At 68.3% G+C, this 12,152-nt stretch carries 9 protein-coding genes; 4 read left to right on the forward strand and 5 right to left on the reverse strand.

Going from position 1 to position 12,152, the window contains the following annotated elements; genetic code table 11:
• Positions 1-6: 6 nt before the first annotated feature.
• Together LZC94_42315 and LZC94_42320 are read right to left on the reverse strand one after the other, a co-directional pair.
• Positions 7-618 (reverse strand): hypothetical protein, encoded by a 612-nt coding sequence (locus tag LZC94_42315; GenBank protein ID WXB14448.1) that lies wholly within the window; start codon positions 616-618, stop codon positions 7-9.
• Positions 619-634: 16 nt separating this feature from the next.
• Positions 635-1,390, reverse strand: coding sequence for a helix-turn-helix domain-containing protein (locus tag LZC94_42320; protein ID WXB14449.1), 756 nt, complete (start codon positions 1,388-1,390; stop codon positions 635-637).
• Positions 1,391-1,676: 286 nt separating this feature from the next.
• Between LZC94_42320 and LZC94_42325 the strand changes: the two genes are divergently transcribed.
• Positions 1,677-2,816, forward strand: a complete 1,140-nt coding sequence (locus tag LZC94_42325; protein WXB14450.1) for a hypothetical protein — start codon at positions 1,677-1,679, stop codon at positions 2,814-2,816.
• A 33-nt stretch (positions 2,817-2,849) separates the two neighbouring features.
• Here LZC94_42325 and LZC94_42330 read toward each other — a convergent pair whose 3' ends face one another.
• Genes LZC94_42330 through LZC94_42340 form a run of 3 tightly spaced genes read right to left on the reverse strand, consistent with a single transcriptional unit; the run spans position 2,850 to position 7,459 of the window.
• Positions 2,850-3,863 carry an iron ABC transporter permease gene (locus tag LZC94_42330; protein WXB14451.1) on the reverse strand — a complete coding sequence of 338 codons (1,014 nt, stop codon included), beginning with the start codon at positions 3,861-3,863 and terminating at the stop codon, positions 2,850-2,852.
• A 28-nt stretch (positions 3,864-3,891) separates the two neighbouring features.
• On the reverse strand, positions 3,892-4,662 hold the full coding sequence (locus LZC94_42335) for a type III pantothenate kinase (protein WXB20319.1): 771 nt from the start codon (positions 4,660-4,662) through the stop codon (positions 3,892-3,894).
• 19 nt (positions 4,663-4,681) lie between these two features.
• Positions 4,682-7,459: a YdcF family protein gene (locus LZC94_42340; protein WXB14452.1), complete on the reverse strand. Its 2,778-nt coding sequence runs from the start codon at positions 7,457-7,459 to the stop codon at positions 4,682-4,684.
• 60 nt (positions 7,460-7,519) lie between these two features.
• Between LZC94_42340 and LZC94_42345 the strand changes: the two genes are divergently transcribed.
• The 3 genes from LZC94_42345 (at position 7,520) to LZC94_42355 (ending at position 12,142) form a co-directional block, all read left to right on the forward strand.
• Positions 7,520-8,362: an MBL fold metallo-hydrolase gene (locus LZC94_42345; protein ID WXB14453.1), complete on the forward strand. Its 843-nt coding sequence runs from the start codon at positions 7,520-7,522 to the stop codon at positions 8,360-8,362.
• A gap of 941 nt (positions 8,363-9,303) precedes the next feature.
• Positions 9,304-9,960, forward strand: a complete 657-nt coding sequence (locus LZC94_42350) for a sigma-70 family RNA polymerase sigma factor (protein ID WXB14454.1) — start codon at positions 9,304-9,306, stop codon at positions 9,958-9,960.
• 349 nt (positions 9,961-10,309) lie between these two features.
• On the forward strand, positions 10,310-12,142 hold the full coding sequence (locus LZC94_42355; protein WXB14455.1) for a S41 family peptidase: 1,833 nt from the start codon (positions 10,310-10,312) through the stop codon (positions 12,140-12,142).
• Positions 12,143-12,152 lie beyond the last annotated feature (10 nt).

Raw genomic sequence — 12,152 nt, forward strand, 5'->3', positions numbered from 1 at the left:
GCCTCCTCACAGAAAGAAAGAGGCCCCGATGGAAAAGGTCGGGTAGCCGACCCGCATGGTGAGGGAAATTTTTTCATTGAAGTGATAACGGCCCAAAACCGAGAACATCGGGCGCAGGCCGGTGCGGTCGGGCCGGCCGCACGAGATGCCCGGTCCGCAATAATCGTCGTCGAAGAAGCCGTGGTAGATGAAAAGGCCCGGCTCCCCGGCCACGCTCCAGCGCTCGGCGACGTAGAAATTCCATTGCATCGCCACGGGAAAGAACAGGTAGTTCGCCCCGCACCCGACTTCGCCGAACGCCCCGCGGTAGTAGCAGCCGCTGTAGTGGACCAGGTCGAGCCCGAACGAGATGCCGATGCTGTTGTTGATGGACGGGACGAAACCATTGTGAACGACGGGGATGGTGAACCGCCCTCCCGCGCCAAAACCCGTACCCCCGTAGAAATCTTCCCACGCGAACAAACCGTGGGGTTCGAGCTCGAGTTTGTAGTCGGGGTGGTCGCCCGGGTGCTTGATGGTGTCGTCGGCGTGGGCCGAAGGTTCGCCGACGAACGACGAGAGAAGGACTGCGAGAAGGACGGCTGCCGTCGAACTGCCGATGGTTCGGAGCTTGCGCATGCTCATGGACTCCCTTTCAGATCGTCTTTGGCAGGTGGCGGAAAATGCGGGGATGCGCCGTGGACGCAAGTGATTCGGCCGACGCACGCGGACTGAGCCACCAAATGCCGTCACGCGTGCTGCGTGCACGGCCATCACGCTCGAGCCGCGCAAGAAGGCGGCTGACCGTTTCCGTCGTTGCGTTGACCATGCGTGCGATATCACGACGGCGCAAAGGAATGGCGATAAAGCGCCCTTGGCCGAGAGGCGTACCGTGTGCGCGGGCGAGTCCGTCGAGCAGGCGAATGATGCGCTCGTCAGCCGATCCCGTCACCAATTCGTCGATTCGTTGCACATAGGCGCGCGCGTCGTCGGCGGCCTGGGTCAGGAGGTAGCGAGAGAGAGAAGGCTCGCGCGGGAGGATCGCGAGGAGCGCGTCGCTCGCGATGGTGAGCACCTGCGAGGAGCGCAAGGTGACGATGCTCGCCATGGCGGGTCGCCCGTCGAAGATGGACGTGTCGGGGACGCGGCAGGGTGCGCGCGCCACCGTGAGGACGATGGGGTCCGCGTTTTCGACGTCGGCCGGCTGGTGCACCAGTTTGACGGCCCCGCGCACGAGGACAATCAAATGCGGCGAGACGGCGCCCTGGGCGAGGAGGGTCACATTGGCGTGCGCCACGCGGTGGGTGGCCTCGGCCGCGAGCTCCGCCAAAACATCGGCACCGACGTCCGCCTCTGCGAGACCGGGGACGAGCCGCAGCTCCGAGGCTACGTCGAAGGGGGCCTTTGCCATGAGGTAGACTGCCGTCGAAAATATGCCGCGGTGCCCCAACACCGCAAGCACCGTCGAATTGCGTGCAACATGCAGCTTTTGGCCGATTATCCTACACGTTCGGCCGCTGTTGCGGCTGCGCTACGAGCGTGTGGCGGACGCGCGAAACCAGGTGGGCGGGCGGGCCATCACCTAACCAGGCTGCGCCGGTTTGGATTTGGGCGTTCCTTCGCGTTTAATGGCGGGGATCGGTAACCAAAGCCTGGGCCTTGTGATAGCTTGCGCACCCTTCAGAAAGGTCGAGACCATGACCCAGAGCAGCAACGAAGCGGAACAGACGGCGGGAATCGCGCTGAAAGGTGGCGCAGCCATCCTCGCCCCCGTCACCGCATTCCCGAATGGAATCCCCAGCAACGCCCTCGTCCTCATCCCGCTCGGCCCCAACGGCCAGGCGGTCGAGAAGAAGATCGTGGACGGACCCGTCGCACTCACGCAAGACGAAGTGTGGAAGCTGCTCGGTCTGAATGGGCCGCCGGTCCAGGTTCAGGACGATCAAGGGCGCCCCATCGTCATTGGCGTGGAGGATCTGCTCTCGGGCCTGGAGAAGCACTGGCGTGAAAACCCCAACCCGGACGACGCGTCGCCGGGCCGCATCTACGCGCAGAAGCTCATGGAGTACGGCCGCCACGCCAAGGCGGAGACGGTGCTCGCCAAGATCGTCGCGCTCGGCGGCGAGGGTGAGGACTGGCTGGCGCTGGGCGTCGCGCAGATGCAGCAGCAGAAGCTCGACAAGGCCGAGGCCACGTTGCGCGGCGCGCAGAACCTGATGAAGGACAGCCCCTTCCCGTCGCTGCACCTGGCGAAGCTGTCGCACGAGAAGAAAGATCCGAAGGCCGAGCGCGAGGCGGTGGAGCGGGCGATTCAAATCGACGTAAACTCGGTCGACGCCTGGGCGTACCTGACGAATTTCCTCCGCGACCAGGACGGCGAGGACAAGGCGATCGCGCAGGTCGAAGAGCTGGCGAACGCCCCCGTCAACAGCCGCAGCGCGGCGCCGTACGTGGCCCTGCAGGGCTTCTACGCGAGCGAAGAGAGCACGCGCGACAAGGCCATCGCCTTCGCCAAGAAGGCCGTCACGCGCGCGCCGGACGACACCTTGGCGCTGCTGTGTCTCTCGGCCCTCTACGGGCAGGCGGGCAAGCTGGAGGAGGTCATCAAGGTGCTCGCGCCGCACGAGGCCAAGATGCAGCGCGACGTGCGCCTGGCGCACAACTACTTCGAGGCGCTCGTGCAGATGCGCGACATGCCCAAGATCACGGGGCTGCTCAACAAGCTGGCCACGTCGCCGAACCGCGAGGTCAAAGACTTCGCCATTCAGCGTTCGCGTGCGCTGCAGCAGATGCTCCAGCAGCAGCAACAGGCGCTGGCGCAGAACGTCAACGGTTGACGGCGAACGCGGTTCGCTCGGGGAGCGGCCTGCTCATGTTTGCAGCCGTTTCCCGAGCAGCAGCAGGAAAAGCGGTCCACCGATCAGCGCGGTGACCGCGCCTACGGGCGGTTCGGTGTGTAGGAAGCGGAAGAGGACGCGGCTCACGAGGTCGCAGAGGACGAGGGTGCCGCCGCCGGCCAAGAGGGAGGCGGGGAGGATGACGCGCACGTCGGGGCCGAAGAGGCGGCGGAGCGCGTGGGGGACCATCAGGCCGATGAAGCCGATGAGCCCCGTGATGCTGACGATGCCGCCGACCACGAGGGAGCACGCGAAGAAGGTGCGGCGCTCGAGGGCGCGCACGTCCACGCCGAGGTGGCGCGCGGGATCGTCGCCGAGGGCGAGGAGATTGAGGCGGCCTGCGTCGACGAGCAAGATGGTAGCGCCGATGCCGACATAGACGGCGAGCGAGACGAGCGCCGTGGGCGACGGTACGTCCAGGAAGCCGATGAGCCAGAAGAGCAGCTCCTGCGCCTTGGCCGCGCTGACCAGCGTCTTCAAGAAGGTGATGGCCGCCGAGGCGATCGCGTTCACCACCACCCCCGCGAGCAAGATGCTCGTGGCCGACGGCGCCTGGCTCCTTCGCGCGACGGCGTACACCATGGCGGTCGCCGTGAGCCCGCCCGCCAAGGCGGCCAGCGGGATGAGCGAAGCCCCCAGCACGCTCAACGCCGTGAGGCCGAACAGGATGGCCAAGGTCGCGCCGAACGCCGCGCCGCCCGAGACGCCCAAGATGAACGGCTCCGCCAGCGGGTTGCGCAGCAAGGTCTGAAACGCCACCCCCACCGCCGCCAGCCCGCCGCCGGAGACGACCCCGAGCAGCACGCGCGGCAGCCGCGCCGAGAGCACGATGGTGCGATCGAGCGACTCGGGCTCCGACACCACGCGCGCGAGCGAGACCGACTCCGCCCCGAACGAGACGGCCGCCGCCACCGCGATGACGAGGAGCCCGAACCCGGTGAGCAGGGCGCGCGCGCCGGGAGCCGTTCGATGATCCGACGATTTCAAGGAGCTCCGGTGATCGAAACCTTCGGGCTCAAGGAGCGCTGTTTCGCTCGTACAAGAGGCGCAGGCCCACCATGGTCAGATCGGGATCGTAGTGGCTGATGGTGCGCGACAGCGGCGCGATGAGCGAGCCCAGGCCGCCGGTGGCGATCACCTGGCTCGGGTACCCGAGCTCGTCGCGGATGCGATCGACCAGGCCGTCGACCATGCACACGTAGCCGAAGACGATGCCCGACTGCATGGAGTGCACGGTGTTGCGCCCGACCACGCGCGGCGGCGATACGATCTCGACGCGGGGCAAGCGGGCGGCGCGCGCAAAGAGGGCCTCGGCGCTGAGCTGAATGCCGGTGGCGATGACGCCGCCCAGGTACTCGCCCTTGGGGGTGACGCAGTCGAAGGTGGTGGCGGTGCCGAAGTCGACGGCGATGACGGCGCCCTTGAACCGCTCGTAGGCGGCCACCGCGTTGACGATGCGATCGGCGCCGACCTCGCGGGGGTTCTCGTAGAGGATGGGCATGCCCGTCTTGATGCCGGGCCCGACCACCAAAGGCTCCGAGCCAAAGGCGCGCTGGACGAGCTTGGCCATCGAATCGGTGAGGGCCGGAACGACGCTGGCGATGATGGCGGCGTGGATGTCTTGGGTGGCCACGTCGTGCATGGCGAGCAGCTGCCGAAGGACCACGGCATATTCGTCGGCGGTGCGGCCGCGATCGGTCTCCACGCGGAACTGGTGCACCAGGGTTTTGTCCTCGAACAGACCGTAGACGATGTTGGTGTTCCCCACGTCGATCGTCAAAAGCATCACGATGCCTCCGCTCTTATCATTCCACGCGCACGTCGTGGATGACATCTCCTTGCGCCACCGCCCACCAGTCTCCCTCGGCACGTCCAACGCGTGTGTAATTGCCATCCAGGTGCGGCGTCCGTGAGAGGGTCACGAAGATTTGGCTGGAACCGGTGTCGCGTCCCGCCGTCGCCACCCCCACCGTGAGCGGCTCGAACGGCACAGGCGAGGTCTCGCAGCGCAGCGATCGGCCCGAGCCCCCGTAGCCATCGCCGCCCGGATCGCCGAACTGCGCGACGAAGCCCGGCACCACCCGGTGCACGCGCACGCCCTTGTAGAAGCCACTGCGGGCGAGCGCCAGGAGCCGGGTCGCGGTCACCGGGGCCAAGCTCGGGTCGAGGACGATGGCGAGGCGGCCGGCGTCGGTCTCCAGCACGATCTTCGTCGGCTGATCGAGCAGGTGCGCGATCTCCTGGGCCGCGGGCGCTTCGTCGGGCACGCACGCCCCCGAATCACCCAGGCGAGCGGGGGCGGCGCCCGCGTCGAGGTCCAGGGTGGCGAGCGCCTTGGCCGCCCGCTGGCGCATGGTCACGTTCGGCGACTTGCACGCGGTGAGCGCCGCCGCGCGCGCTTCCTTGAGCCCCACGGCGGCCGCGGCCTCGACCAGGGCGATCTTGGTCTCGAGGAGGTCCTCGGTCCAGGGGAAGGCGAGCGCTTCGGCGAGCGCGGCGCGCACCGCGGGATCGGGCCTCCGCGCGTCGTGCGCTGCGCTCGCGCGATCGGGGTGTGAATGGATCGCGTCGGCCGCCGTGCCCGCGAGCCCCGCTTGGCCCGAGCGCAGCGCCAGCGCGAGCAGCGGCCGGACGGCGTCGCCCAGCTCGGGGTGCGCATCGCTCGCCTCCAGCGCCGCCTCGCGCACTTGCAGGTTCGCGCTCTTCGCCAGCGCCGCCCAGGCGTTGCGGCGCTCGCCCGTCAGCGGCTTGCGCACCACGGCGGCGAGGCGCGCGCGCTCGAAGGCGACGCTGCCCTTGGCGTCGCAGCGCGCGAGCAGCTCGTGCTCGTACACCTCTTTGGCGATGGCGCTGGCCGCGGCACACCGAAGCGCGCCGAGGCGCCGCGCGAGCACGGGGGGAAGCTCGCCCGGAGCTTGGAGCCCCGCGAGCGAGAGCATCGCCGCCTCGCCGCTCTTCGGCACCTCGCCGTGGAACGCGTCGACCAAGGTCGAGAGCACGCCGAAGTCGTCGCCCGCCAGCGCCGTGAGGGCGATGGGATCGGCCTTGGGCACGAGCGCCGCGAGCACCTCGCCGGCCGCGTCGCGACCCGGTGCTTCGAGCTGGCCCAGCCCGCGCGCCGCCTCCGCCCTCTCCGCCGCCGTGAAGGTGCGCTCACGCGCGATCTTCGCGAGCTCGGGGGCGGCGCCGGGCCCGGCGTGCGCCAGCGCGCGCACCGCAAAAATGCGCTCCGGCGACGGCGCGGCGTTCGCCAGCGCGCCGCGCGCCACCTCGACCAGGCGCGGCGCGAAGGCGTCCGGCAGCCGCTTGATCCGCCCCAGACCATAGAGCGCGGCGGCCACGGGCGACGGCGGCGAGGCCGCGTCGAGCAGCGCGGTGATCGACTCGTCGCCGAGGCGCGCCGCCGCCGAGAGCGCCCCACCCGGCAGCGAAGCCCCCGCTTGCGCGGTCGCGATATCGCCCAAGCCGTAGGCCGCGCCCTCGGCCCATGGACCGCGCGAGCGCACCCACCCCACGAGGAGCGACTCCGCCGCGGGCCCGCCGCAGTGCCCCAGCGCGCGCGCGATCGCCCATTTGGCGTCGACGATCTCGGGCGCGATGCCGCTCGCGCTCTGCGGCGCTGTGGAGCTCGCGGGCTTGGCGGCCGCCAGCGCCGCGAGGGACGCGGCGAGCGATGCGGCCCGCGTCGAGAGCGCCGCGACGTGCGCCTCCTCTTTTCCTTTGCACGTGTACCCGAGACCGTACGCGGCCCACGCGACCACCGTGTCGTCGGTGTCCGACAGCGCGCGCATCAAGCCGGGGATGCTCGCATCGTCGGCGATCCGCGCGAGCGCGCGCACGGCGCGGCGCCGCACCCGGATGTCGGGGTGCGCGAGCATCCCATCGCCAATTTCGGAGGCGCGGCGCCGATCCTCGGCGCGATCGATGGCGCTCCACTCCACCGGATCGATGGTGGCGATGGTCGCGCCATCCGCTCCGCCGTCGGACGACGGGGTCGAGGTCTCGCTCTTTTTGCAGCCCACACCTGGAAGGACGAGCAGCACCACCAAGAGCGCCACGCCGATGACCGGCAAGGTCGAGAGCCACTGGGCGACCCGCTCGCGTCCCCAGCGCCAGACCCGGTGCCCGAGGTTTCGCGGGGGCGCGGGGGCAGGCACTTGGTGAACGCGCAAACCTTGCCGCTCGAACGCGCGGCGGGCGCGCGGCAGATGCCAATCGCACGTCACGAGGAACACCTCGTCGATGGCGCGGCGGGCGAGCAGCGTGGCCGTAAAACGCGCATTGTCGACGGTATGGAAGGAGCAGCGCTCCCGCACGATGTGTTCCTTAGGCACACCACGTTCAATAAGTCCCTTCTCCAACGCATCGGCTTCCACCACCCCGTCCCATACGCGCCCGCCGCTGACGATCACCACCGGGGCGCCCGCCCCCCCCGTAGAAGAAAGCGGCCGCCACGCCTCGGCTGCAGCATCGAGCCGGCGCTTGGCCGGCCCTACCAGCTCGCCTCGTAGGTCGAACCGGAGCTTGCAACCGAGGACGACCATCGCCGCGCTCGAGGCGGCCGCTCCACGCGAGGTGCTCACGGGACCGATCCATGTAGCGATTGACGGCCTGCTCGTAAGGGGCTTATCTCCATAAATTGCATGCGGATCACGTTCTGGGGAGTCCGTGGAAGCATTCCCACGCCCGGCCCTGACACCGTCGAAATCGGTGGAAACACCAGCTGCATCGAGGTCCGCGCGGGCAAGGCGATCGTCATTTTCGACGGAGGCACCGGATTACGCCTTCTCGGGCAAAAATTGCTCAAGGAAATGCCGCTCACGGCCCACATCTTTTTCAGCCACGTGCATTGGGACCACATTCAGGGCTTCCCCTTTTTCGGGCCCGCGTTCGTTCCCGGCAATCACATTCACCTCTACGGCGGAAACAACGTCTCGAGAACCCTCGAAGAGACGCTCGCCGGTCAGATGGATTACCCGAGCTTTCCCGTCCACCTCACCGAGATGGCGGCAAAAATGACCTTCGCCGATCTCTACGAAGGGCAGACCCTCGAGATCGACGCGGGCGACGGGAGCGCCTTTCGCGTCACGACCTCGCGGGGCAACCATCCCAACGGGGTGTGGGCCTACCGCTTCGAGCACAAAGGCCACGCGGCCGTGTACGCGACCGACACCGAGCACTATTCGGTGGTCGACCCCAAGCTGACCAAGCTCGCGCGCGACGCCGACATCCTCATCTACGACGCGATGTACACCCCCGAAGAATACGCGGGCACAGCGGGAACCGGCGGGCCCAAGGTCGGTTGGGGGCATAGCACCATCGATGAGGCAGCCAAGCTGGCCAAGGCCGCGGGCGCCAAGAAGTTGGTCCTCTTCCACCACGATCCCGGCCAGAGCGACCAAGCCGTGCGCGAAAAAGAGCGCCGCTGCCGCGAGTGGTTCGCCAATACCGTGGCCGCCTACGAAGGTCTTACGTTCGAGCTCTAGCCGTAGCCGTCGAGCGGAACCTCACGTTCGCGAGGATGCCGACGGCAAACGCCACCTCGCTCGTTGAGCGCATTGTCAGTGGCGTAGGCCGCCTTACATTCGGACCCAATCGAGCGCCACCTCGGTACGCGCCGTGAGATCCGTCTGATCCCGCCAGGCTGCCGCGAGTGGTTCGCCAATACCGTGGCCGCCTACGAAGGGCTTACGTTCGAGCTCTAGGCCGTAGCCGTCGAGCGGAACCTCACGTTCGCGAGGATGCCGACGGCAAACGCCACCTCGCTCGTTGAGCGCATTGTCAGTGGCGTAGGCTGCCTTACATTTGGACCCAATCGAGCGCCACGTCGGGATGCGCCGTGAGATCCGTCTGATCCCGCCAGGTTGCCGCGAGTGGTTCGCCAATACTGTGGCTGCCTACGAAGGTCTTACGTTCGAGCTCTAGGCCGTAGCCGTCGAGCGGGACCTCGTTGAGCGGATTGTCAGTGGCGTAGGCTGCCTTACATTTGGACCCAATCGAGCGCCACGTCGGGATGCGCTGTGAGATCCGCCTGATCCCGCCAGAGAAGTGTCGTGCATCGATGCAAGGTCGGGATGACAACGACGACCGCGCAAGCTTTGCGTCTCGATTTGAGGCCCCGGTCGCGCGTTGCGCGAAGAGCGCGAGCGGCTTTTGACCGATCGCTAGAAACGCGCGTCATTTAGCGCGGCATCACCCGTGCATAAGGGTTCGCGAGCCCCGGCTCCAGTGGGAGATCAGCCCCCGGGCCTCGAAAGTGGAGGAGTCTATGAGCTCCGTGTTCGATGGCGCGTCGTTGCGCGCTTACAGGGAGAGTCTTGCCTCAGTTGCACCGCTCGATCGCGAGACCGAGCGGGATCTTGCTCGTCGCTGGATCGATGGCGACAAGCGTGCGGGGGAAAAGATCGTCGAGGCTTGTCTACCATTCGTGATTGCCATTGCCCTCGAATACCGCCGGTGGGGTATTCCGCTGGAGGACATCGTTCAGCAGGGAAACCTCGGCCTTCTTCGCGCCGCGAAGAAGTTCGATCCCGAGCGTGAGGTGCGCCTGGCGACCTACGCCGCTTACTGGATTCGCGCAGAAATTCGCGAGTACGTCGTTCGCGCCTACCGCGTCGTCCGTCTCGGCACGACCAAGGCCGAGCGCCGCGCGCTTCGCGCCTACCGCACCATGGAGCGCGACCCCGAAGAGCTTGCGCGATTGTCCGGTCTCTCGCCGGAGCGCGTCGAGCTGCTCATGCCGCTCCTCGCCGGACGCGAGATGAGCCTCGACGCGTCGGGTGCCGATACGACTCCCGTCGTGGAGCGCATGGCGGCCAAGGGACCCGATCCCGAGGAGGCCGCGGGCGCGCAAGAGGTTCGCGATCGCGCGCAGGGCGCCGTTCAGGACGCGCTCCGCCACCTGAACGAACGTGAGCTCCTCATCGTCAAAGAGCGCCTCATGAACGACGATCCCGTCACCTTGCAGCGCCTCGGCGAAATGCTGGGTGTGAGCAAGGAGCGCGTTCGTCAGCTCGAAGAGCGCGCGCGCGGCAAGCTCCGCGACAAGCTCGCCGGTCTGCGCGAGCACGCACAAGCCATGTAGTGGCTCCTGGGCGCCCCTGGCGTTCGCTGCGCGAGCGCACGCGAGGGGTGCCCGTCGAGGAGCTTCATCGAGCTCGCAAGTCTACGAGCTCGCCAAAACCGCCCCCGCGTCGTGCTGGTCACGGCCGGGAGGGCGGTTTTCGGGTTTCTGGGAGCGATTTCGGGTTTCTGGAAGGAAGAGGAACCTCCTGCTAGGCTTCGGGCATCTTTGAATGCTCGGCGGAACGCGGCGCGGCGCATGGGTGGGCTTGCTGTTGGCGGTTGGTGCCGGCGCGACGTGGATTGGTACGCATCCTTCGTTGATGCGGTCGGGCGCAGCGTCTGCGCCAAATCCTGGCAACGTTTTGGCGGTGGAAGGTCGCCTCGCGAAGGAGCCTTCGGACGGCGGCCTCGAAGAGAACAATGGCGGTCTCTTCGAGACGGACGAGTCGCAGGCCACATCGTTTCGCGTCCCTTCGGGCGCGCCCTCGGCGCTCTCGTGTGAGGAGGCGCGCAGCATCATCGGCCAGGTGCGCGAAATGCTCGCGTACCGCCCGGCGCCCATTCGCGCCAGCACCTTCGCCGAGGCCGTGATCGATTGGCTCGATCCGCACGGTCTCTGGAGCGCCGCGCCCGATAGCCCCGTGGCGACGGCCATCGAGCGCCGCGGGCGCGAGCTTTTGCGCGAAATGGAGCACGAGCGCGGCGACTGCGCGGCCGCGCGCGACGTGGGGCGGGTGCTCGAGCGCTGGGTCGCCGATCTCAAGCGCGGGTTCAACGAGCGCCGCGCAGGGATGACGGGCTCGGAGATGTCGATCGACACCGCCGTGTTCGAGCCGATCACGGACAACAACGCGCCCTCGCCCAAAGCTTCGGCCTTCGCGCTCTTGCTCGGCGAGCGGGTGGGCGCGGGCGAGCGGCTCCTCGGCGCGGGCGGCGCGATGTTCGCGCGCGCGGCGCAGGAGCATTTTTTTCCGGAGATGGACGCCGAGGGGTGGTCGCGCGTGGTGCTCGCCGCCGCCATCCGCGCGTACGTGCCGCTCATCGATCCGCACGGCGGGTGGGCGCCGCTCGAAGAAGAGGCGAGCATCTACGAGTTCGATCTGGACTCGCACCCGCGCGCGTCGCTCTGGGACAAGATTGGTCGCACGGCGTTCGGCGCGCGCATCGAGTCGGGCGCGCTCCCGCCCATGCACGACGGCGACGCGGTGCTGTCGCTCGGCGGGGTTCGCACGGCGGGGCTCGCGATGGAGCAGCTGCAGCAGTTGGCGATCGTGGTGGCCGCGTCGCACAGGCCCACGGAGGCCATCGTGCTTCGGCGTGGGGACGCAGAGCCGCGGGCCATCAAGCTCGATCCGGGGGCGAGCCTCGCGCAGGTGAGCGAGGAGCCTCACGACGGTCTCCCGGTGGAGCGCATTCCTTACGGCGAGGGGTCGATCGTCATCGTGCCCATCCGCGAGGTGCGCGACGATCTGGGCGCGCAGCTGACGCGCGTGGTGACGCGGGAGCGGGCGCAAAAGCCGCCGCCCACGGGCTTCGTGCTCGATCTGCGCGGCAACGGCGGCGGGTCGACCGATGGGGCCATTCACGCGCTGGGCATTTTCCTCCCCGGCGCGCCGCTCTTCCCGATGAAGCGCCAGGACAACAGCATCGAGCTGGAGCGCGCCCCCGAGCCGCCGATGGCGGAGCGCTTCGCGGGGCCCGTCGCGACGTTCGTCGATGGCAACACGGCCAGCGCGGCGGAGATGATCTCCGGCGCCCTGAGCACGTACCACCGCGCGCCGAGCGTGGGCCGCCTCACGTACGGCAAAGGCTGCGCGCAGGAGTACGCGGACGACGATGCCCGCGCCGGGGTCCTTCGCCTGACCACGTTGCTCTATGCGCTCCCCGATGGCTCGCCCGTTCAGCGCGTGGGGCTGGCGCCGACCCTCCGTTTTCCCTTCGCTCTTTTGCCCGACGAGGACAGCTCCGGCGAGAGCGAGGCGAAGCTCCCCGAGGCGCCGCCGACGTGGCGCGGGCCCGATGTTCGCAATCGGCAGATGGTCGCCCAGTTCGACGCGGCGAAGCTGATGACGTGGCCGCCGCACAAAGGCCACGTGGGTCCGTGCAAGGATGCGGACGTCTGCCGTGCCCTTCAAGCCCTCGGCGGCGGCGTCTCCGGCACGCCGCGGATCTCCGTCGCGTCGAAGCTGGCGGGCCGTTAGCCGCACTTGC

Source organism: Sorangiineae bacterium MSr11954 (genome assembly GCA_037157815.1).
Lineage (GTDB): Bacteria > Myxococcota_A > Polyangia > Polyangiales > Polyangiaceae > Pendulispora > Pendulispora albinea.

What these genes read in the sequence shown, in the direction of transcription:
- LZC94_42315 (WXB14448.1), bottom strand. Translation starts at nt 618, where the DNA reads ATGCGCAAGCTCCGAACCATCGGCAGTTCGACGGCAGCCGTCCTTCTC.
- LZC94_42320 (WXB14449.1), bottom strand. Translation starts at nt 1,390, where the DNA reads ATGGCAAAGGCCCCCTTCGACGTAGCCTCGGAGCTGCGGCTCGTCCCC.
- LZC94_42325 (WXB14450.1), top strand. Translation starts at nt 1,677, where the DNA reads ATGACCCAGAGCAGCAACGAAGCGGAACAGACGGCGGGAATCGCGCTG.
- LZC94_42335 (WXB20319.1), bottom strand. Translation starts at nt 4,662, where the DNA reads ATGCTTTTGACGATCGACGTGGGGAACACCAACATCGTCTACGGTCTG.
- LZC94_42345 (WXB14453.1), top strand. Translation starts at nt 7,520, where the DNA reads ATGCGGATCACGTTCTGGGGAGTCCGTGGAAGCATTCCCACGCCCGGC.